Source organism: Mycobacterium cajalii, assembly GCF_045809005.2.
Taxonomy (GTDB): domain Bacteria; phylum Actinomycetota; class Actinomycetes; order Mycobacteriales; family Mycobacteriaceae; genus Mycobacterium.
On record NZ_CM141436.1, the window covers coordinates 4,907,063 to 4,927,455 of the forward strand.

Sequence of the window (20,393 nt, forward strand, 5' to 3'; positions counted from 1 at the left end):
GCCAGGCGTTCCGGGGGCTGGCCCTGATGAGCGCAACCGCGGCGCTGTCGTCGTGCGCGAGTTGGCACGGAATCGCCAACGTGCCGATGCCCGGCGGTCCGGGCAGCAGGCCCGGCTCCTACACCGTCTACGTGCAGATGCCCGACACGCTGGCCCTCAACAACAACAGCCGGGTGCGGGTGGCCGACGTCTTCGTCGGCACGGTGCGCGCGATCGCACTGAAGAACTGGGTCGCCACGCTGACGCTCCGTCTGGACAACAACGTCAAGCTACCCAGGAACGCCACCGCCAAGATCGGGCAGACAAGCCTTTTGGGTTCCCAGCACTTGGAGCTGGCCGCGCCGCCCGACCCGTCCCCCGAGCGGCTGAAGGACGGCGACACCATCCCGCTGAAGAACTCGTCCGCTTACCCGACGACCGAACAGACGCTGGCCAGTCTCGCCCTGATCTTGCACGGAGGCGGCATCCCGAACCTCGAGGTGCTGCAAAACGAGCTCTACAACGTCGTGCACGGGCGCGCCGACCAGATCCGCGCCTTCCTCGGCAAGCTGGACACCTTCACCGCCCGCCTCGACGAGCAACGCGACGACATCACTCGCGCCATCGAGTCCACCGACCGGCTGTTGGCGTACGTGGGTCCGCGCTCGGACGTCCTGGATCGGGTACTCACCGAGTTCCCGCCCCTGATCAAACATTTCGCCGACAAACAGGACCTTCTGATCAACGCGGTCGACGCGACGGGACGGCTCAGCCGGCTCGCCGACGGATACCTGTCCGCGTCGCGGGGCAACCTGCACCAGGATCTACTGTCGCTGCAGTGCCCCTTGCGGGAACTCGGCCGTGCCGCACCGTATCTCATCCGCGCCCTCAAGGTGATCCTGGTCCGGCCGTTCGATGTCGACGCCGTGCCGAAGTCGTTCCGCGGCGACTATTTCAACCTGTCGCTGACGCTCGACCTGACGCTCAGCGCCGTCGACAACGCGGTCCTCACCGGGACCGGGTTCTCCGGAGCGCTGCGCGCGCTCGAGCAATCGTGGGGCCGCGACCCCGAGACGATGATTCCCGACGTCCGGTACACGCCCAACCCGAACGACGCCCCCGGCGGGCCGCTGGTCGAAAGGGCCGACCGGCAATGCTGACCCGCTTCATCAAGACCCAGCTGATCGTGTTCAGCGTTCTGAGCGTGCTCACGGCGATCGCACTGGGCTGGTATTACCTGCGGATCCCCGCCGCGATGGGAATCGGCCAGTACACGTTGAAGGCGGATCTGCCGGCCTCGGGTGGCCTGTACAAGACGGCCAACGTGACGTACCGCGGTCAAACCATCGGCAAGGTCACCGCCGTCCAACCCACCGAGACCGGCGCGCGGGTGAGCATGAGCATCGCCGACCGCTACAAGATTCCGATCGACGCGTCGGCCAACGTGCATTCGGTGTCGGCGGTCGGTGAGCAGTATCTGGACCTGGTGTCGGTGGGCAATCCGGCCCGGTACTTCTCGCCGGGACAGACCATCACCAAGGGCACCGTGCCCACCGAGATCGGGCCGGCGCTCGACGCCGCCAACCGTGGCCTGGCCGCACTGCCCAGGGACAAAATTCCCGCGCTGCTCGACGAGACCGCCCAGGCCGTCGGCGGCCTCGGCCCGGCGCTGCAACGACTGGTCGACGCGACGCAGGCGATCGCCGGTGACTTCAAGACCAACATCGCCGATGTCGACGACATCATCCAGCACTCCGGGCCGGTCATCGACAGTCAGGTCGAGTCGGGCGGCGCGATCGAGCGCTGGGCGCACAACCTGAACATCCTGTCCGCGCAGACCGCGGGAGAAGACCAGCACGTGCGAAGCATCCTGACCCAAGCGGCGCCGACCGCCGATCAGGTCAACGCGGTGTTCGGCGACGTCCGCGAGTCGTTGCCGCAGACGCTGGCCAACATCGAGATCGTGCTGGAAATGCTCAAGCGCTACCACAAGGGCGTCGAGCAACTGCTGGTCTCCTATCCGCAGGGCGCCGCGGAAGGCCTGACGGTGACGGCGCCTTTCCCCGGCTATGCGTCCCTCGGCACCTCGGCGACCATCAACCAGCCTCCCCCGTGCCTGACGGGCTTTCTCCCGGCATCGCAGTGGCGGTCTCCGGCGGACACCAGCCTGGCGCCGATGCCGTCCGGAACCTATTGCAAGATCCCGCAGGACGCTCCGGCCAACGCCGTGCGCGGGGCGCGCAACCTGCCGTGCGTCGATGTCCCGGGGAAGCGCGCTGCGACACCGCGCGAGTGCCGCGACGACAAACCCTACGTTCCCCTGGGGACCAACCCCTGGTACGGCGATCCCAACCAGATCCTCACCTGCCCAGCGCCGGCGGCGCGCTGTGACCAGCCGGTGAAGCCGGGGCAGGTGATACCCGCACCGTCGGTCGACAACGGTCTCAACCCGGCGCCTTCCGACAGGGTGGCGGGGACGCCGCCTCCCGTCAGCGATGCGCTGCAGCGGCCGGGGTCGGGGACCGTCGAATGCAACGGGCAGCAGCCGAATCCCTGCGTCTACACGCCCAGCGGTCCCCCGACCGCGGTTTACAGCCCGCAGAGCGGGGAGTTCGTCGGGCCCGACGGTGTCAGGTATGCGGTCGAGAACTCGAGCAAAACAGGAGACGACGGATGGAAGGACATGCTGGCGCCGCCGGGCTGAACGCGATCGGCTCTACCATCCCCGCCACGTCCGATGCCGTTGAATCACGGCGCCTTTTCCGGCTGCCTTGGCCGACGGGGCCTCGGCGGCGAAGCGTTGACACTGACCGCACGTACAGTCATATACTGGCCGGGTCGGCGCGGTCGCAACGCGTGGCCGATACTTCCCGGGGCCGGTCCGGGAGCACGGAGATCGGAGCGGAATGCGGGAAGTCATTGGCCTAGGCCAACTTCGGTACGACATGTCCACCTATCTCGCGCGGGTCGCCGCCGGCGCGACGATCGATGTCGTCCGGCGCGGCAAGTTGGTGGCGCGAATCGTGCCGGTCGGCGACCGGAGGGTCGCTCCGATCCCGGCGCGATCCGTCCGCGTCGCGGCACCGGACGCCGGCGGATGGGTCGGCCTCGACGAGCTGCGCAAGCGTGCCGGCCGATGCTTCGATCGGGTCGCGGCCGGGGAAACGCTCTTCGTCGTCCGGGACGGCAGCTTACTGGCGCGGATCGTGCCGGCCGGCGACTCGAGGACTGCCCCCGTCGCGGTGGACGCGGGTCCGCGAGTCGAACTCGAGGAGCTGCGCAGGCGAGCGGGTCGCTATTTCGACAGGGTTGCGGCGGGACAGGCGATCGAGGTCACCCGTGGCGGCAAGTTGGTTGCCCACATCGTGGCGGCCGCCCCGAGCGACGATTCCCCGAGCCGGATCGCTGCGCTGAGTTCCGCGCCATGAGAAGAGGTCCCGCAACCGGATGGATCGTACGAGGCCGTGCGCGCGCGACCGGCGATCGCCGCGGTGTCGGGCAAAACTCATTGCTGCGGCACATCCGCCGATAACCTGGCATCGACGGGACGGATGGGGCCGACTGCAGAAGGATTGCCGCGACGAGGCAGGGAGAGCAAGTGAAGACCTATCGGACCGTGGTCGTCGGCACCGACGGCTCGGAGTCGTCGCTACGAGCGGTCGACAAAGCCGGCGAGATCGCCGCCGAATCGGACGCGAAGCTGATCATCGCCACCGGCTACGTTCCCCTCAAGGACGATCTGCGCGCGGCCGACATACTGCGGGACGAGGCCTACAAGGTGCAGGGCAACGCGCCCATCTACGCGATGCTGCACGACGCCCGGGAGCGCGCCGAGGCGGCGGGGGCCACGGACATCGAGGAAAGGCCGATCCAGGATGCCCCGGTTCATGCGCTGGTGGACCTGGCCGAGGAAGTCGACGCCGATCTGCTCGTGGTCGGCAATGTGGGGCTGGACGCGCGATCCGCGCTCATCGGCCGGGTCTTCTCCGTCCCCGGAGGAATCGCCACCAAGGCGAAGATCGACGTGCTGATCGTCCACACCACCGGCTGACCCGACGCGCCGGCCCTGGAACCCGTTGGTTCAGCGGGCGTTTCGGGATCGCGCCGCAGCAGACCGCGCCACTTCAGGCATGCGTACTCAACGGGTGAACGGAAACAGCTCCCTGGGCTCGTTTCCGTACCTTTCCCACCACTGGAACAGCTTGTTCAGGCCCGGGCCGTCGTGGACATTGAGGAGCAGCAGTTGCCGATCGCGTGTCCATTCGATATCCGGGGCGTTGTCGAGGGTGCCGCAAAAGATCTGACCCGCGGTCTCCCCCGGCGTGGCGGTGTAGTGCCACACCGTCGGGGACGCGTCCAGCCCGGGGCACGGCGACGGCAGGTAGTCCGCCCCGCGGTTGGCCAGGTCGTCGTGGAAGGCACGGTCCAACGATCCCGGATCGGCGAACGACGTGAAGTGCCCGCCCAACGGGCTGTCGAGTCCGGCGTCCTGGCCGCAGTCCAAACTGGCCAGCGCGCCGGCGGGCGGGTTGGCGGCTGTTTCGCACGAAGCTTCCGAAAATCCGAAGGGCAGCTCCTCGACGATTCGTTGCTCGTCGGGGTCGAAGCGAGTGGCGGCCGCCGGCTGCGCACCGGCGTAGGTGAGCAAGCCCAGCCCGACCACGGCGGTCAGCGCGCCGGCGGCGCCCCGCACGGCCGCGCGGGCCAGCCGCCCCCGGACGAACATTCCGCGTCCGGCCCGCGTGACCGGCGAAATCCCGTTTACGCGCATCACTGACTCCTCCGTCATTCCGGTCGCGATGCTCACCGGTTCTGCGTCGCACACGCCGGCGAAGAGAGGCGACGTCATGAATATCCGACCATTTACCAAAGAGTCGCAACAGGGACCAAAGTCGCGCCGCTTCAGGACGTTCGTCCTCGCGCCCCAGCGGGCCACTTCAGCGGGGATCTGCTGGAGAGACATGCGAGAAGGACCGCAGGGCGCCGGCTTTGGCAGCGTGATACAGCCGCGATTTCACGGTTGATTGTCAGTCAAAGGATTCGGCCACGTCGGAGCGCTTTCCGTGCCAGAAGCGTTGGCGGCGGTGGCGGTCCCGACAACGAAGATTTTGGTGGCGGCCGCCGACGAAATGCCCACGAGCGTCGCGAACTTGTCCGGAGCCGTCGGGCACGAGCTTCAAGTTTCCAGCGCCCGAGCGGCATAGTTCCACGCCTGGTTGGTACCGGCTCCGGCGTGGTCGTGGTCGTGGTCGAAACCACGGCCCGAACGGCAATCTCGGCGCTTGCGGATCCCTAGCCGGCAGGGTAGGCCACGGATTTGATCTCGGTGTACTGGTCGAAGCCGGCCACGCCGTTCTGGCGGCCCACCCCGCTGTACTTGTACCCGCCGAACGGTGTGTCGGCACCGTACGGAGCGCCGCCGTTGACGCCCATGAAGCCGGCCCGGATCCGGCGGGCCACGGCCAGCGAGCGCTCCAGCGAACCGGACATCACGTTGCCGGCCAGCCCGTACCTGCTGTCGTTGGCGATCCGGATCGCGTCCTCCTCGTCGTCGAACGGGATGACGCACAGCACCGGGCCGAAGATCTCCTCCTGCGCGATCGTCATGGAGTTGTCAACATCGACGAAAAGCGTTGGCCTGACATAGAATCCCTTGTCGAAGCCGGTGGGCGCGTCCGGTCCCCCGACCAGCGCCGTGGCACCCTCTTCCACGCCCTTGCGGATATAGCCCATCACGCGGTCGCGCTGTATCTGCGAGATCACCGGGCCGCACAGCGTGCCGGGGTCCTGCGGGTCGGCGCACGTGACGTTCTCGTAGATGCTCTGCAGGATCGCCACCCCCTCGTCGTAGCGGGAGCGCGGCAGCAGCATCCGCGTCGGGTTGGCACAGCCCTGCCCGGCGTGCATGCACGGCGCGATGCCGATCGCGCAGGCCATCCCGAAATCGGCATCCTCCAAGACGATGGTGGCAGACTTGCCGCCGAGCTCGAGGAACAGCCGCTTCATCGTCGCGGCGCCCTTCTCCATGATCCGCTGGCCGACGGTGGTCGAACCGGTGAACGAGATCAGGTCGACCTTCGGCGAGAGCGTGAGCTCCTCGCCCACGAAGTGATCCGACGCGGTGACGACGTTGACGACACCAGGTGGGATATCGGTCTTCTCGGCGATGAGCCGGCCGAGCCGGGTGGCGTTGAACGGGGTGTTGGGTGCCGGCTTGAGGATGACGGTGTTACCGGTGCCGAGTGCCTGGCCGAGCTTGTTCAGCGTGACCTCGAAGGGGAAGTTCCACGGCACGATCGCACCGACGACGCCGACCGGCTCCCGCCAGACCTTGCGGGTGGTGAGCGTGCCGGTCAGGCTGATCACCTTGTCGCCCAGGTCGACCTCCCACGGATACTCGTCGATCAACCTGGCCGGGAACTTCAGGCCATCCTCCAGCGGGGCGTCCAGCTGCGGGCCGTAGGTGATCGCCCGGGGCGCACCGACCTCGAGGATCAGCTCCTCGCGCAGCTCTTCCTTCTCGGACTCGATCGCTTCGTGCAACTGCAGCAGGCACCGCTGGCGCAGCTTGTGGTTGGTCGACCAGTCCGTCTCGTCGAAGGCGCGCCGGGCGGCGTCGATGGCCCGGTGCATGTCCTCCTCCGAGGCGTCGGCGACCTCGCCGAGCGCCTCTTCGGTAGCCGGGTTGATGTTGGTGAAGGTGCCGGCCCGGCCCTCGACGAGCTTGCCGTCGATCATCATCTTGGGCTCGAAACGGACCTTTACAGCCTCGGTCATATCTGTCACTCTCTTCTGAGTCGTTGAGGGGCTACGGAGAGCCTTACCGGAAACTATCCGATTGGCAAGTTTCAACCGCTGTCAGGTCGGCTATCGAGGATCGAACAGCACCGGCAGCGACGTCGGCGACCGGAAGACCTGCCCGCGGATGTGCGGGTCGTCGCCGTCGGGGTCCAGCCGAAGGTTCGGCAGCCGGTCGAGCAGAAGGTTGACGGCGGTGCGCATCTCGAGCCGCGCCAGGTGCATCCCCAGGCAGACGTGCACGCCGTGGCCCCAGCCGAGGTGCGAGCGCGCGGGCCGGAAAATGTCGAACGTGTCCGGGTCGGGGTAGCGGTCCTCCTGCCGGTTGGCGGCCCCCAGCATCGGCATCACCGTCGAGCCCGCCGGTATCGCCACCCCGCCGAGTTCGGTGTCACGGGTGGCGACCCGGGTGATGGTCAGCAGGGGTGGTTCCCACCGCACGCCTTCTTCGATGGCCTGCGGCAGCAGCGACCGGTCGGCACGGACGGCGTCCAACTGCGCGGGGTCGCACAGCAGGGCGAACAACAAGCTACCCAGCGACCGGTAGGTCGTCTCCACCCCCGCGGGCAGCAGCAGGCGCAAGAACGAGTAGATCTCCTCGTCCTCGAGTTTCTCTCCGTCGATCTCGGCCTGGGCCAGCCCGCTGATGAGATCGCCCCGCGGATCGGCGCGGCGCGCCTGCAGGATCGGCGCGAAGTAGTCGCAGAGGGCGGCCGACGCGGCAAGACCCCGTTCCGGATTCAGGATCCAACTCAGCAGGGAGATGGACCACCGCTGGAACTGCGGATAGTCCTGTTCCGGCAGGCCCAGCAGGCCCGCGATGATCTGGCTGGGGTAGTCGAAGGTGAACTCCTTGACCAGGTCGGCCCTGCCGTTGCCCGCGAACTTGTCGATCAGGCTGTTGCCGACGCGCCCCACCAACTCGTCTTCCCACCGCGCCAACGCCTTCTGCGAGAACGCCTTCGACACCAACGACCGCAGCCGGCCGTGCAGCGGTTCGTCCATGCCGAGCATCACGCGTTCCCCCAACACCGGGCCGAACGCCGCGATCACGCCCGCCGACGAGAACGTCTCGTTGTCGCGCAGCATCTGCTGGGCTTCCTCGTGGCGGTAGACGATGAAGACCGGCTTGGACTCCTCGTGCGGCATCCCGGAGACGTCCAGACGCTGGATCGGCTCCTCGCGGCGCAGCCGGGCCAACTCCGTGTAGGGGTCGCGCACGTCCCCGGAGACCGCGGCGTCGAAGGCGCCGAAGTCCTCCAGGTCGTCGAAAAGCTGTTCCATCAACGCTCCTTCACTTCGCTTTTGCGGGCCGCCAAGCGCTGCAGGACCGGCTGCGGCAGAATCCGCGCGGCGAACACCATCGCCCGCTGCGCCGCGGTCAGCGGCCAGGCGCCGTCCCGCATCGAACCCTGCCGCGGTATGCCCAGCACGACCCGGGACATGTGGTGCATGCCCGACACGGGCAGAATTCTGCTGGCCGCCAGCAGCATCGAGGCATCGGGGCCGACGCCGCGGCGGCGGAACGGGCCCCGGTCGTCCAGCGCCCGGAGCAGGCCGTCGGCGAACCGTTCGGGTGGCCGCGCCAATTTCATCGCGGCCCTCCCACGGGTGTTCATGGTGTTGTGCAGCCGGGCATACGGGCCACTGAAGTCGCGGTTGTCGGTGGTGCCCGCGTCGGTGATGATGTCGGTGTCGTAGGTGCCGGCCACCAAAACGGTGACACCGAGACCGAACGGCGCGATCTCGCAGGCCATCGATTCACCCCACCGCTCCACCGCTCCCTTGGCCGCCGAGTACGGCGCGGTGGCGGGCTGACCGCGGACCCCGGCCGCGCTGGACACCAGCACGATGCGGCCCTCACCCGCTGCCCGCATGCCCGGGAGCAATGCCTTGGTGAGTTCGACCGGACCCAGGACGCTGGTGGCGAACATGTTCTGCCACAACCGGATATCGGTCTCCTCGACCATCCCGGCCGCAGAGATGCCCGCGTTGTGCACGATGGCGTACGGCGCACCGACGGCTTCCTCGATCGCCTTGGCCGCGGCGGCCACCGACGCGGTGTCCAGCAGGTCGAGGTGCACGCCGATCAGCCGGTCGTCGTCGGGCAGGGCGCCGGCTGCCGCGCGCAGCGGCGGCATCCCGGTGGCCGGGTTCCGCATGGCCGCCACCACGCGCCAGCCCTCGCGATAGAGCCGCGCCGCCGAGGCGAATCCCAGGCCGCGGGACGCGCCGGTGATGACGACCGCGCGCGCCTCAGCCATTCGCGCTCGGTGACGAAGAAGTCGCGCAGGGCCCATGACCGGGCGGCGGCGCTTCGACATGGGGCCGTCCGTTCGGCTCCCCACTCGCCCAGGTCGACCAGATGCCCACCGAGTAGGGCCCCTGGGCGCCCGCCTTTTCGTAAAAGCCCTGCGGGTCATACACTTTGGCTTCCGGGTAGGGCCACGGGCAGGCCACGGAGGTCGCCGCGTGGCTGATCTTGATCACGGCGAACCATGCCCCGTAGGCGAAGTAGGACACGTTGATGATCGCGAACATCACCAGGAACGTGCCGAGCACCGGACGGCCGGGGAAGACCTTGGCTTTCGCGGCCAGCTTCTCGGCCACCGACTTTCCGGTGTCGTCGCGGTAGCAGAGTATCGCGGCGGGCACCATCACGAAGGTCACCGAGAACGATTCCCAGATCAGCGGGAACTGGAATGTCGTGCCGGTGAACACCGAACCCCACGGGATCACCTGGGAATAGATGTACATGCCGGTGTGGACGAGCTGGATCTCCAGCCACGCGTCGAAGACGAAGCCGATGGCGCAGGTCAGCACGCCCAGGCTGACCAACGGGTGCCGCGACACGAACGCCTCGGGGCCGTGCCTGACCTGCAGCTTGCGCAGGATCCAGATCGCCGGGAAGTACGGACCGAAATAGAAAGTGACGTAACCGAATACGACGAAGGGCTCGACCGTCGGCGACAGCGACACCAGCGGCCACGACTCGGGCCAATGGATGAGATCGGGGTTGTAGACCGCGAACGGCGCCCAATTCATGATCGGGTCCTGCCACACGATCAGGGTCGTGCACAAGAACATCAGCATCACCGGGCTGCCCGGGTTGCGTCGCCAGCCCCTGATGAACACCACGAGCAGCACGATCAGCATGATCACGGTCGAAATCTGCAGGAAAGCGATGTAATCGAGGCCGAAGATGAACCTGACCGGGCGGGGCCGGCCCTGCACCTTCGGGTTCGCGACGCGGGGATCGAGGGCGACGCGGCAGTTCGCGATGAAGAAGGCCACGAACGCGGCCACGGCGGCGCCGGCGATCCATCCGCCCCAGCCGCGCCCTGCGCCCCCGGGTTGCCGGACCGGTGTCTCGCCCACGGTCAGCGACTGGTCCGCGGACATGGCATCAGCCTTCCTCTCCGAACCGGTCGACCGGATGCGAGCTGACGCCGTCGGCGTCGAGCGTCCGAGCGACCAGGTAGCCGGCGCCCATCCAGGCCCGTCGAGTCCACTTGCCGAACGACACGCGGGTACCGGGCGCACCGGCCGCGGCGGGCATCATCTTCACCCGCTCCAGCGCCTCCTTGACCCCACGCGGGCTGAGCGGATGAGCGTCGGTGAACGCGCGCACCAGCGTCGCGGCGACGTCCCGGTTGACCACGGGCACGCAGTATTCGGGGCGCCTGCCGCCGTACGCTGCGGCGTAGCGGTCGAGGAAGTCCTGGCCGAGCCGGTTCTGCTCGTCGTACTGGTCGACGCCGATCCAGCCCGTGAACGCGTCCCACATGACGGGGTTCACCCAGGCGTTCTGGAAGGCCGTGGTGGTGAATCTGGGTGGGTCCCAATCGACGGCCTGCAGCGCGGGATTGATGAACACGATCCCGAACCCGAAGCCTAGGTGCACGATCGCGTCCGCCTTCGCATCGTGCAGGGAGCGCACCGCTTCGTCGACGTCCTGCGCGGTCTGCGCAATGGCCGCCTCGGCGACGATGCGGATGCCCTTGCGCCGGCACGCACTACGCAGATTCCTCAGGTAGCTTTCGCCGATCAGGTTCTGCTCGACGAGAACTCCGATCTCGGACAGTTCGCGCTTGGCCAGGAGGTCGGCGATGAAGATGGGCTCGTCGGTCATCGATCCCTGCGGGAAGGCAAACGTCCATTCGCCCAACCAGTCGTCGGTGCCGGTGACGCTGATCGCCGGGACCTTGAAACGCTCCTCGATCGCCTCGCGGGTCGGCACGCAGTTGTCGGTGATGTGGGGCCCGAACACCACCAGACACCCGTCGTCGACGAGTGCTCCGAACGCGTCGATCACCGCCTTGACCGATCCCTTGGGCAATCCCTCCACTTCGCGGTAGACCATCTGCACGGGCCGGTCCAGCACCCCGGATGCGAGGGCCTCGGCGAATATCAGGTCGAAGCACCGCGTGAAGTCGGCTTTCATCTCCTCCGGGAACTGCGGTGGGAGCGTGAAGTCCATGAGGTAACCGACCTTGATCGGTTCTGCGCTGCTTTCGTAGGACATTCGACCTGCCCGCCTGGGAAAACCTAATATTTGTTCAGACACTAGCTGCGCTGGCAGACAGCGTCAATCGGCGGGGCCGGCCCCGCCGAGGTAGAGGTCGATCATCTCGCCCAGCGCCCGGCCCACCGCCACGTCGTCGGTGAGCGGCCCGGCGATGGCGGCCCGGGCGGCGTCCGGCATGGCGAGCCCCGCCGCGACGAGCCTGCCCGCCGCGATCAGCACGCGGGTCGACGCGACCTCGCGCAGGCCGCCGGTCTCGAGCCGGCGGATGGCCTGGCCGAAACGCACCAGCTCGGCCGCGGTGGCACCGTCCACCCCGGCCTCGTGCGCGACGATCCCCTCCTCGAATTCGGCGGCCGGGAAGTCGAATTCGATGGCCACCATCCGCTGGCGCGTCGAATCCTTGAGGTCCTTGAGCACGCTCTGGTAGCCGGGGTTGTAGGACACCACGAGACCGAAACCCGGGGCCGCGTCCAGCGTGACGCCGAGCCGCTCGATGGGCAGCTGCCGCCGGTGGTCGGCGAGGGGGTGCAGTACCACGGTGGTGTCCTGCCTGGCCTCCACCACCTCGTCGAGGTAGCAGATGGCCCCCTCGCGCACCGCTCTCGTCAGCGGGCCGTCCACCCACACGGTCTCGTCGCCCTGCAGCAGGTACCGGCCGACGAGGTCGGCGGTGGTGAGGTCGTCGTGGCAGGCCACGGTGATCAGCGGCCGGCCGAGGTCGTGGGCCATCGCCTCGACGAACCGGGTCTTGCCGCACCCCGTCGGCCCCTTCAGGAGGAGCGCCAGACCCTGGCGGTGGGCCGCCTTGAAGATGGCCTCCTCGTTGCCGAGCGCCTTGTAGTAGGGCCGCACCGCCTCCGAGGCCGCGCCGTTGCGGAACGCCAGCCCGGGCTCCTCGGCCATAACTTCCCTTTCGCCACGCTGTGGTTGCAGCGTATCCGGAACAGATGTTTGTTTCAAGCGCACATCAGGGAGGGGACATCGTGCCCCTTTGCCCTCAACTACGTTGTGCGACAAGCATCATCGTGAACCCGAGAGAGTGCACGTCACGAGACCCGGCGCCGGACCTCCGCCGACCGCAGCGCCGACCGGAACAGCGGTCCGATCACCCCGGCGAGCTGATCCGGGCGCGCGATCGTCGCATGGGCGGTGTCGCCGAACACCCGGCGTAGCGACCGCACGTCGGTTCCCGCGCCGATCGTCAGGCACACGCAGCCGGTGCCGCGCCGGCGGGCCTCGGCCAGGGCGCGGCGCGAGTCCGCGGCACCGTAGGCGCGCTCGTATCCGTGGTCGTATGCGATTCCGTCGGACAGCACCACCAACAACCGCCGCGACGTGCCGCCGCGCGCTTCCACGACCGCCGAGCCGTGGCGGATGGCCGCACCGAGGCGCGAGTACGCGCCGGGCTCTATGCTGTCGAGCCGCTTCATGACCCGGGTGTCGAGGTGGTCGTCGAACCGTTTGACGGGCACCACGCTCACCGCGCCGCGGCCCTGCGAGTAGTAACCGTAGAGCGCGACCCGGTCACCCAGGTCGTGCAGCGCGACCAGCAGCTTGGCCACCGCCGCTTTCTGCTGCTCGTGCACCGTGCGCCCCGAAGTGCCGGGCTCGGCCGCGGACCCGGAGACGTCGAGCAGGAGCAGCACCGACAGGTCGCGCCGGCGCCGCAGGCTGTCCAGGTAGACCGCCTCGCCGGGCAGCGATCCGGCCAGCGCCTCGACCCGGGCCTCGACCGCGGCGTCGATGTCGATGTCGTCGCCCTGGGACTGGCGGTGGCCGCGGTGCAGGCCCATGCCCAGCCGTGACAGCGGGCGGCGCACGCTGACGGCGTCGTCGATCGCGTGCGTCGCCCGCGCCTTGATCCTCGGCTCGAGCTCGCGCACGGTGCACCACGCGGGCCGGTACTTCCTGCGCGCCACGTCCCATTCCGGATACGTCAGGCCACCGGTGCGACGTTCGGGGTCGCCGAGGTCCTCGATCGACGTCGCCGCCGACGACGACACGGCGTGCTGCCCGCGATTCGCCGCGTTCGTCCGATGCGTCGGGGTGTCCGCGCCGGCCGGTCCGCCACCGCCACCGGTCTTACGCACCGACGACAGCAGCTTTTTCAGCCACTTGCCGAGAAAACCGCCGCCGCCGACCGGGCTGGTGAACATGTCCGCATCGTCGGAATCGTCGACTTCGCCGTCGTCGAGGTCTTCCGGTTCTCCCCCGGCGCCGCGTCGCGGGACGTGTCCGGGTGCCGGATCGCCCCGTCGGGCCGCGCGGGAACGGCCGGCCAGCACCCTGGCCGCGCGGATCTCGCCGAACTCCGGCGCCGGGTCCGCGATCGTGCTCCGGCCCTCGGCGATCCTCAGCGACTGCGCGGGCGAGTCGCTCCGGCCCGCGATGTCGCGGTCGGCCAACGATGCCAGGATTCCCGGCAGCAAACCGCTGTTGCCGGCCAGTGCGCGGTGAGCTTCGATCGCCAGATAGCGCCTCGCCAGCCGGGGCCGGCGGCGCAGGCGGCGCAGAACGTCGGGTTCCAGGCTGCCGGCGGCGATCATCGAGGCCTGCACCGCAACGGTTTCGAGATTGGCGCGGGCTCTGGCGGACGGATCGAGATAAAGCGTGTGGCCGTCCGTCCACGGGGATTCGCCCGGTTTCGACTCGGCCACCGCGACCCCTCGGCCCGCGAGTACGGACGCGAGCATGCCCAGTGTCTGGACCCGGGCTGCGCGATCCTCGCTCGGCACGCTCACCTCCGACCGCAGGACTGCGTTGACCAAATATCTGTTCCACCGTAGAGTCCGGTGCCATTGCCGTCAATCGCATCGCGGCGCCGGCTGCAGGCTACGGGGAGTGCATCATGATCGACTTCACCGACCGCGTGGCGGTTGTCGCTGGCGGCTTCCATCTTTCGCAGCCCGCCTATCGCGAGATGAAGAAAAGCGGGGGCGGACGTTTCGTGTTCGTCTCGTCCTCGGCGGGGGTCTTCGGTCAACCGATGGAGGCGCACTACGCCGCGGCAAAGGCGGGACTGGTCGGATTGACCAACGTGATTGCCATCGAAGGCGAAACGCACGGCATAATCTCGAGCAGATGTCGTGCACCGAAGCGTTCTACATACCCACGTCGATCTTCGATCAGGTGCTGGAAGTGTGTGAGCGACGCGGGATAAGCGCGATGCCGGGTGGCCATGGATGAAGCGGTTCGACCGCCATGATCTACGAACCCGATCCCCGCCCGGTGAACATGCGCGCGGAGTTGACCTCCGGCGGCAACCACGAGAAATCCAGAACCATCACAACCCCACCACAGCTGCCCGCACCAATGTCTCCGCACCGGCTCAACGGTTATCTATAGCAATAGTCCCCTATAGAGACTATTTGCAAGATGGTGAAATGGTAAGGCGCTGGCAGGTAGGCAAGCCCCAATTCGGCGAAATCGTTATTAGAGGGCGCCCGCACTCGCCCCGGCCGGCCCGGGCGCGGCCGGGGCCGCGGCCCCCCTCGGGCCGTCCGCCGGCCTCTACGATGGTGGCAACGCGTTGTGCAGCGCGTTTGGCGCACCCCGTCTGATAGCCTCCAACAAAGATTTGGTTCGGCGGGAGGACGAATGCGCAGGGCCGCGAAACCGCACTCGCCACAGCTCGACCACCGCTGATCATGGCCAAAGCCAACTCGCTGCCCAAGGGTCGCCCGCCGGAAGCCGAGCGCGCGAACCACGCAGAGAACTCCGGCACCCGTCGCACCGAGATCCTGCAGACCGCGGCATCGTTGATCGCGTCCTCGGGATTGCGGACCTCGCTACAGGAGATCGCCGACGCCGCAGGAATCCTGCCGGGCAGCCTGTATCACCATTTCGAGTCCAAAGAGGCGATCCTGGTCGAACTGATCCGCCGCTACCAGGACGATCTGGATCGGATCGGCCGGACCGCGCAGGCGAAGTTGGACGCACCCGACGCGCGACCGGTACCCGAGAAGATCATCGAGCTCGGGTCGGCGATCGCCCGCTGCGCCGTGCAGCACGGTGCGGCGCTGCAGATGTCCTTCTATGAGGGGCCGAGTTCGGATCCCGAGCTGATCGAGCTGACCCGGCGGCAGCCCGTGGCCATCCAGGAGGCGATGCTGCAGGCCTTGCGCGCCGGGCGGTGGAGCGGGTACATCAAACCCGACATCGACCTTCCGGTCCTGGCCGACCGCATCTGCCAGACAATGCTGCAGGTCGGGCTCGCCGTGATGCGCCACGATTCCTCGCCCGACCAGGTTGCGAGCCTCCTCTGCCGAATCATCCTGCAGGGGTTGGCGACCCGCTCACCCGCCGATGCGGCCCTGGACCGATCCCAGGCCTTTGCCGCCGCAAACGAGGTCATCGACACCTGGGCCGACGACAGCGACGCGGATCCCAGCGACAAAGCCGCCCACGTGCGTGCGGTGGCGCGGACCGTGTTCGGTCGCAAGGGTTACGAGGTGACCACCATCAGGGACATCGCGGCGGCCGCCGGCATGGGCACCGGGACCGTCTACCGAGTGATCGGGTCCAAGGACGAACTGCTTGCCTCGATCATGGAATCCTTCGGCAAGAAGGTGGAGGCGGGCTGGGTCAAGGTCCTGCGCTCGGATGCCACGCCCGTCGAGAAGCTGGACGCACTGAGCTGGGTCAACGTCAACGCACTCGACCGGTTCTCCGACGAGTTCCGGATTCAGCTGGCCTGGATGCGGCAATCGCCGCCGGACAGCCCGAACCCCGGCTGGTTGTATGCCACGAGGCTTCGGCAGATGAAATCGCTTCTCTCCGAGGGCATCAAGTCAGGAGAGATCGCCATCGAAGCCCCCTCGACGGCGATGCTGGCACGGTGCGTCGTCGGCTTGCAGTGGATACCGGAGAACATCCTTCGCAACATCGGCACCCGCGCGGCGCTGCTGCATGCGCGTGACACGGTTTTGCGCGGCGTCGCGGTTCGAAGCGGTTAGGTATTGAACCAAAAAACTGTTACCCATACAGTTGGGCGGTTAGAACCGGGTTAGCAGTTACCGAGAAGGGGATTTCCATGACCATCGTCGATCGGTTGCGTTATGACGGTAAGCGGGCGCTCGTCGTCGGCGGTGCGACCGGCATGGGTGCCGCGGCGGCGAAGTCGGCCGGGGAGCTCGGCGCCGAAGTCATCGTCATGGACTACGCGCCGGTGAACTACGACGTCGCCAAGTCGATCCAGGTGGACCTGCGCGACCCCGCCTCGATCGATGCCGCGCTCGAGCAGCTGGACGGCCCCGTGCACGCCGTTTTCTCGGCCGCCGGCATCGCCGAGGGGACGACCGACCTGATGGCGATCAACTTCCTCGGCCACCGGTATCTCATCGATCGCCTGCTCGAGAAGAACCAGCTTCCCTCCGGCTCGGCGATCTGCTTCATCTCCTCGGTGGCCGGCATGGGGTGGGAGAACGACCTGGACCTGCTGAACGAGTTCCTCGCCCTGGGCGACTTCGCGGCCGCGCAGGACTGGGTCAAGGCGCACGAGTCGGAGGGCATCATCCACTACGGCTTCTCCAAGAAGGTCGTCAACGCCTACGTGGCAACACAGGGTTATCCCCTGCTCAAGAAGGGCATTCGGATCAACGCGATCTGCCCCGGCCCCACCGACACCCCGCTGGCCCAGGCCAACGCCGACCTCTGGCTGACGTTCGCCCAGGACTATCGCGACGAGACCGGTTCGAAGGTTCACACGCCGGAGCAGATGGGTGACGTGATGGCGTTCCTCAACAGCGCCGCCGCCTTCGGTATCAACGGCATCACGCTGCTGGTGGACTACGGACACACGATGGCGTCGCTGACCGGCGCCTACCCGCCCGGTAAGCCCATCATCGACATCATCATGGGGCGGGTGAAGCTCTAGCAGCGGGTTGCCCCCGGTCGGGACCACCGCGCTACCGTCGGGGTATGTCACGCATCGTCGTCATCGGCGGCCACGGGAAGGTCGCGCTGCATCTGGCCCCCATCCTGACCGAGCGCGGTGACGAGGTGGCTTCGGTGTTCCGCAATCCGGACCACGGCGACGACGTCGCGGCCACCGGCGCCACGCCGGTCGTCGCCGACATCGAGCGGCTGGACACCGATGCGCTGGCCGGCCTGCTCGCCGGGCACGACGCGGTCGTCTTCTCCGCCGGGGCCGGCGGGGGTAGCCCGGAACGGACCTACGCCGTCGACCGGGACGCGGCGATCCGGACGATCGACGCGGCCGCGCGGGCCGGGGTGCGGCGCTTCGTGATGGTCTCGTATTTCGGAGCGGGCGCGGATCACGGCGTACCGCCGAGCGATTCGTTCTTCCCCTATGCCGAGGCCAAGGCGGCCGCGGATGCTTGGCTGCGGGCTAGCGACCTCGATTGGACGATCCTCGGGCCGGGTCGGCTCACCCTCGACGCGCCGACGGGCCGGATCGTGGTCGGCGCAGGGCACGAGGTCACCCGGGCCGATGTCGCCCTGGTCGTGGCCGCCGCGCTCGCGGACGATTCGACGATCGGTCGCACCATCGACTTCAACAACGGCGAAACCCCCGTCGCCGAGGCGCTGGCACGCTGACCCGACTTCGCGGTCGGCGTCGAACCCGGCAGGTTAGACGTGCGACGCGGCAGGGAACCCGGTCAGAGTCCGGCACGTCCTTGGTAGCGCCACGCAGGCCAGCCGGCAGTCGTGCCGGGCGCGCCGCGTCCGGTGGCTCACCGCCCGGTGGAATGGGCGTTTTGCTGTGGGCGTTGCGCAAAAGGCGTGCACCGCCGCGGGCGGTGACCACATTCCGTCGAGCGATAGGACCAGACCGTGACCCCCCAGCCATTCACCGCCACAGTCACCGGCTCCCCACGCATCGGCCCGAATCGCGAACTCAAGCGCGCGACCGAGGGGTACTGGGCCGGGCGGACCAGCCGCTCCGAGCTGGCGTCCGTGGCAGCCACACTGCGGCGCGACATGTGGTCGGGGCTGGCGGGCGCGGGCCTGGACTCCGTGCCGGTGAACACGTTCTCCTACTACGACCAGATGCTCGACGCGGCGTTCATGCTCGGCGCGCTGCCGCAACGCGTGACCGACATTCCCGACGAGTTGGATCGCTACTTCGCCCTCGCCCGCGGCAACGACGACGTCGCACCACTGGAGATGACCAAGTGGTTCGACACCAACTACCACTACCTGGTCCCCGAGATCGAGCCCACCACCCGCTTCACCCTGAACGCGGGCAAGGTGCTGTCCGAGCTGAAAGAAGCTCTCGGCCAGGGGATCCCGGCGCGGCCCGTCGTCATCGGCCCGGTCACCTTCCTTTTGCTCAGCAAGGGCATCAAGGGCGCGGACGCACCGATCGAACGCCTCGAAGAGCTGATGCCGATCTACACCGAGCTGCTGGCTCTGCTCGCCGACGCCGGCGCGCAGTGGGTGCAGTTCGACGAGCCGGCGCTGGTCACCGACATCTGCCCCGATGCACCCGCCCTGGCCGAGCGCGTCTATGACGCGCTGGGCTCGCTCGGCAACCGGCCCGGCATCCACGTCGCCACCTACTTCGGCGACCCCGGCCCGTCCCTGGCGGCGCTGGCCCGCACACCCGTCGAAGCGATCGGCGTCGACCTGGTGGCCGGCGCCGACACGGCGGTCGCCTCCATAGTCGGGCCGCCCGAGTTGGCCGGCAAGACGCTGGTGGCCGGCATCGTGGACGGACGCAATGTCTGGCGTACCGATCTGGAGGCGGCGCTGGGCAAGCTCGACACGCTGCTGAATTCGGCAACCACGGTCGCGGTTTCCACGTCGTGCTCCACGATGCACGTGCCGTACTCGCTGGACCCGGAGACCGGGCTGGACGAAAAGCTGCGCAGCTGGCTGGCGTTCGGGCAGGAAAAGGTCACCGAGGTCGTGACCCTGGCACGGGCACTGCGCGACGGACGCGACGCGGTCGCCGCGGAGATCGCGGCGTCCGATGCCGCTGCCGCCTCGCGCCGCGAGGATCCGCGGCTGCACAACGAACAGGTTCGGGCCCGCATCGCCTCGATCCTCGGCTCCGGTGTGCACCGCGGCGAATCGGCGCAGCGCCGCGCCGCGCAGGAGGCGCGGCTGCACCTGCCGCCGCTGCCGACCACGACGATCGGCTCCTATCCGCAGACCTCCGCGATCCGTAAGGCGCGCGCGGCTTTTCGCTCCGGTGAGATCACCGAGGCCGAATACGTCGCCCGGATGAAGCAGGAGATCGCCGACGTCGTCACGCTGCAGGAGCAACTCGGCCTCGACGTCCTGGTACACGGTGAGCCGGAACGCAACGACATGGTCCAGTACTTCGCCGAGCAACTGGCCGGGTTCCTGGCCACCCGGAACGGGTGGGTGCAGTCCTACGGGAGCCGCTGCGTGCGTCCGCCGATCCTCTACGGCGACGTGTCCCGGCCCCGGCCGATGACGGTCGAGTGGATCACCTATGCGCAGTCGCTGACCGACAAGCCGGTCAAGGGCATGCTGACCGGGCCCGTCACGATCCTGGCGTGGTCGTTCGTCCGCGACGACCAGCCGCTGGCCGACACGGCCAACCAGGTGGCGCTGGCCATCCGCGACGAAACCGTCGACCTGGAGGCCGCCGGCATCTCGATCATCCAGGTCGACGAACCCGCGCTGCGGGAGCTGCTGCCGCTGCGCCGCGCCGCCCAGGACGAGTACTTGCGCTGGGCCATCGAGGCTTTCCGCTTGGCCACCTCCGGCGTCGCCGACTCGACGCAGATCCACACCCACCTGTGTTACTCGGAGTTCGGCGAGGTGATCGGGGCGATCTCCGACCTGGACGCCGATGTGACGTCGATCGAGGCGGCGCGTTCGCACATGGAGGTGCTCGACGATCTCAACTCGATCGGATTCGCCAACAGCGTGGGACCCGGTGTCTACGACATCCACTCACCACGGGTGCCCGGCACCGCCGAGATGGCCGAGTCGCTGCGTGCCGCGCTGAAAGCGCTTCCGGCGCAGCGTCTTTGGGTGAACCCCGACTGCGGGCTGAAGACACGTTCGGTCGACGAGGTGACCGCGTCGCTGCGCAACATGGTGGCCGCGGCCCAGGAGGTGCGGGCCGGGGTGTCGAGCTGACCGCGGC

At 68.1% G+C, this 20,393-nt stretch carries 17 protein-coding genes and 2 pseudogenes; 10 read left to right on the top strand and 9 right to left on the bottom strand.

Annotated elements, in window-relative coordinates:
• The first annotated feature begins 26 nt into the window (after positions 1-26).
• The 4 genes from ACJ512_RS23225 to ACJ512_RS23240 all read left to right on the top strand — a co-directional run bounded on the left by ACJ512_RS23225 (position 27) and on the right by ACJ512_RS23240 (position 4,030).
• Positions 27-1,139 (top strand): virulence factor Mce family protein, encoded by a 1,113-nt coding sequence (locus tag ACJ512_RS23225; protein ID WP_407686244.1) that lies wholly within the window; start codon positions 27-29, stop codon positions 1,137-1,139.
• Positions 1,133-2,683 (top strand): MCE family protein, encoded by a 1,551-nt coding sequence (locus ACJ512_RS23230; protein WP_407686243.1) that lies wholly within the window; start codon positions 1,133-1,135, stop codon positions 2,681-2,683. Before ACJ512_RS23225 ends, ACJ512_RS23230 begins: the two co-directional genes overlap by 7 nt.
• 241 nt (positions 2,684-2,924) lie before the next feature.
• The gene (locus ACJ512_RS23235) at positions 2,925-3,407 is read left to right on the top strand and encodes a hypothetical protein (RefSeq protein WP_407686242.1); all 483 of its coding nucleotides are present in this window, start codon (positions 2,925-2,927) and stop codon (positions 3,405-3,407) included.
• A 170-nt stretch (positions 3,408-3,577) separates the two neighbouring features.
• Entirely contained in the window at positions 3,578-4,030 is a 453-nt protein-coding gene (locus tag ACJ512_RS23240; RefSeq protein ID WP_407686241.1) for a universal stress protein, read from the top strand.
• 87 nt (positions 4,031-4,117) lie between these two features.
• On the opposite strand, the gene ACJ512_RS23245 is transcribed toward ACJ512_RS23240, so the two are convergent.
• On the bottom strand, positions 4,118-4,750 hold the full coding sequence (locus ACJ512_RS23245) for a hypothetical protein (RefSeq protein WP_407686240.1): 633 nt from the start codon (positions 4,748-4,750) through the stop codon (positions 4,118-4,120).
• Positions 4,751-5,042: 292 nt separating this feature from the next.
• Here ACJ512_RS23245 and ACJ512_RS23250 point away from each other — a divergent pair, with 292 nt between their 5' ends.
• A complete protein-coding gene (locus ACJ512_RS23250) occupies positions 5,043-5,183 on the top strand; it encodes a PE domain-containing protein (RefSeq protein WP_407686239.1) in 141 nt (46 codons plus the stop codon).
• Between the two features lie 88 nt (positions 5,184-5,271).
• Here the strand turns inward: ACJ512_RS23250 and ACJ512_RS23255 are convergent, their stop codons facing one another.
• From ACJ512_RS23255 to ACJ512_RS23285, 7 genes are all read right to left on the bottom strand, one after another.
• On the bottom strand, positions 5,272-6,756 hold the full coding sequence (locus ACJ512_RS23255) for an aldehyde dehydrogenase family protein (protein ID WP_407686238.1): 1,485 nt from the start codon (positions 6,754-6,756) through the stop codon (positions 5,272-5,274).
• Between the two features lie 90 nt (positions 6,757-6,846).
• Positions 6,847-8,061: a cytochrome P450 gene (locus tag ACJ512_RS23260; RefSeq protein WP_369737412.1), complete on the bottom strand. Its 1,215-nt coding sequence runs from the start codon at positions 8,059-8,061 to the stop codon at positions 6,847-6,849.
• Positions 8,061-9,041 carry an SDR family NAD(P)-dependent oxidoreductase gene (locus ACJ512_RS23265; protein WP_407686237.1) on the bottom strand — a complete coding sequence of 327 codons (981 nt, stop codon included), beginning with the start codon at positions 9,039-9,041 and terminating at the stop codon, positions 8,061-8,063. Before ACJ512_RS23265 ends, ACJ512_RS23260 begins: the two co-directional genes overlap by 1 nt.
• On the bottom strand, positions 9,034-10,179 hold the full coding sequence (locus ACJ512_RS23270; RefSeq protein ID WP_407686236.1) for a spirocyclase AveC family protein: 1,146 nt from the start codon (positions 10,177-10,179) through the stop codon (positions 9,034-9,036). The genes ACJ512_RS23265 and ACJ512_RS23270 overlap by 8 nt, the downstream gene beginning before the upstream one ends.
• Before the next feature lie 4 nt (positions 10,180-10,183).
• Complete coding sequence (locus tag ACJ512_RS23275) at positions 10,184-11,302, bottom strand: ABC transporter substrate-binding protein (protein ID WP_407686235.1); 1,119 nt, start codon at positions 11,300-11,302, stop codon at positions 10,184-10,186.
• Between the two features lie 63 nt (positions 11,303-11,365).
• Positions 11,366-12,208 (bottom strand): CbbQ/NirQ/NorQ/GpvN family protein, encoded by an 843-nt coding sequence (locus ACJ512_RS23280; RefSeq protein ID WP_407686234.1) that lies wholly within the window; start codon positions 12,206-12,208, stop codon positions 11,366-11,368.
• A 143-nt stretch (positions 12,209-12,351) separates the two neighbouring features.
• Positions 12,352-13,998, bottom strand: a complete 1,647-nt coding sequence (locus ACJ512_RS23285) for a nitric oxide reductase activation protein NorD (RefSeq protein WP_407686272.1) — start codon at positions 13,996-13,998, stop codon at positions 12,352-12,354.
• 191 nt (positions 13,999-14,189) lie between these two features.
• Here ACJ512_RS23285 and ACJ512_RS23290 point away from each other — a divergent pair.
• Positions 14,190-14,384 (top strand): annotated as a pseudogene (locus ACJ512_RS23290) (SDR family NAD(P)-dependent oxidoreductase); the annotation flags it as partial.
• Positions 14,385-14,517: 133 nt separating this feature from the next.
• On the opposite strand, the pseudogene ACJ512_RS23295 reads toward ACJ512_RS23290, so the two are convergent.
• A pseudogene (locus ACJ512_RS23295) lies at positions 14,518-14,589 on the bottom strand (PPE domain-containing protein); the annotation flags it as partial.
• A gap of 363 nt (positions 14,590-14,952) precedes the next feature.
• Here ACJ512_RS23295 and ACJ512_RS23300 point away from each other — a divergent pair.
• From ACJ512_RS23300 to metE, 4 genes are all read left to right on the top strand, one after another.
• A complete protein-coding gene (locus ACJ512_RS23300) occupies positions 14,953-16,260 on the top strand; it encodes a TetR/AcrR family transcriptional regulator (protein WP_407686233.1) in 1,308 nt (435 codons plus the stop codon).
• Between the two features lie 77 nt (positions 16,261-16,337).
• A complete protein-coding gene (locus ACJ512_RS23305; RefSeq protein ID WP_369737405.1) occupies positions 16,338-17,180 on the top strand; it encodes an SDR family oxidoreductase in 843 nt (280 codons plus the stop codon).
• A 44-nt stretch (positions 17,181-17,224) separates the two neighbouring features.
• Positions 17,225-17,863 carry an SDR family oxidoreductase gene (locus ACJ512_RS23310; protein WP_407686232.1) on the top strand — a complete coding sequence of 213 codons (639 nt, stop codon included), beginning with the start codon at positions 17,225-17,227 and terminating at the stop codon, positions 17,861-17,863.
• A gap of 237 nt (positions 17,864-18,100) precedes the next feature.
• Complete coding sequence (gene metE, locus ACJ512_RS23315; RefSeq protein WP_407686231.1) at positions 18,101-20,386, top strand: 5-methyltetrahydropteroyltriglutamate--homocysteine S-methyltransferase; 2,286 nt, start codon at positions 18,101-18,103, stop codon at positions 20,384-20,386.
• Positions 20,387-20,393 lie beyond the last annotated feature (7 nt).

Bases quoted from the DNA above. Each gene is read 5' to 3' on its own strand.
- ACJ512_RS23225 (WP_407686244.1), top strand. From the start codon at position 27: ATGAGCGCAACCGCGGCGCTGTCGTCGTGCGCGAGTTGGCACGGAATC.
- ACJ512_RS23230 (WP_407686243.1), top strand. From the start codon at position 1,133: ATGCTGACCCGCTTCATCAAGACCCAGCTGATCGTGTTCAGCGTTCTG.
- ACJ512_RS23235 (WP_407686242.1), top strand. From the start codon at position 2,925: ATGTCCACCTATCTCGCGCGGGTCGCCGCCGGCGCGACGATCGATGTC.
- ACJ512_RS23245 (WP_407686240.1), bottom strand. From the start codon at position 4,750: ATGCGCGTAAACGGGATTTCGCCGGTCACGCGGGCCGGACGCGGAATG.
- ACJ512_RS23255 (WP_407686238.1), bottom strand. From the start codon at position 6,756: ATGACCGAGGCTGTAAAGGTCCGTTTCGAGCCCAAGATGATGATCGAC.
- ACJ512_RS23260 (WP_369737412.1), bottom strand. From the start codon at position 8,061: ATGGAACAGCTTTTCGACGACCTGGAGGACTTCGGCGCCTTCGACGCC.
- ACJ512_RS23265 (WP_407686237.1), bottom strand. From the start codon at position 9,041: ATGGCTGAGGCGCGCGCGGTCGTCATCACCGGCGCGTCCCGCGGCCTG.
- ACJ512_RS23270 (WP_407686236.1), bottom strand. From the start codon at position 10,179: ATGTCCGCGGACCAGTCGCTGACCGTGGGCGAGACACCGGTCCGGCAA.
- ACJ512_RS23275 (WP_407686235.1), bottom strand. From the start codon at position 11,302: ATGTCCTACGAAAGCAGCGCAGAACCGATCAAGGTCGGTTACCTCATG.
- ACJ512_RS23280 (WP_407686234.1), bottom strand. From the start codon at position 12,208: ATGGCCGAGGAGCCCGGGCTGGCGTTCCGCAACGGCGCGGCCTCGGAG.
- ACJ512_RS23285 (WP_407686272.1), bottom strand. From the start codon at position 13,998: ATGCTCGCGTCCGTACTCGCGGGCCGAGGGGTCGCGGTGGCCGAGTCG.
- ACJ512_RS23300 (WP_407686233.1), top strand. From the start codon at position 14,953: ATGGCCAAAGCCAACTCGCTGCCCAAGGGTCGCCCGCCGGAAGCCGAG.
- ACJ512_RS23305 (WP_369737405.1), top strand. From the start codon at position 16,338: ATGACCATCGTCGATCGGTTGCGTTATGACGGTAAGCGGGCGCTCGTC.
- ACJ512_RS23310 (WP_407686232.1), top strand. From the start codon at position 17,225: ATGTCACGCATCGTCGTCATCGGCGGCCACGGGAAGGTCGCGCTGCAT.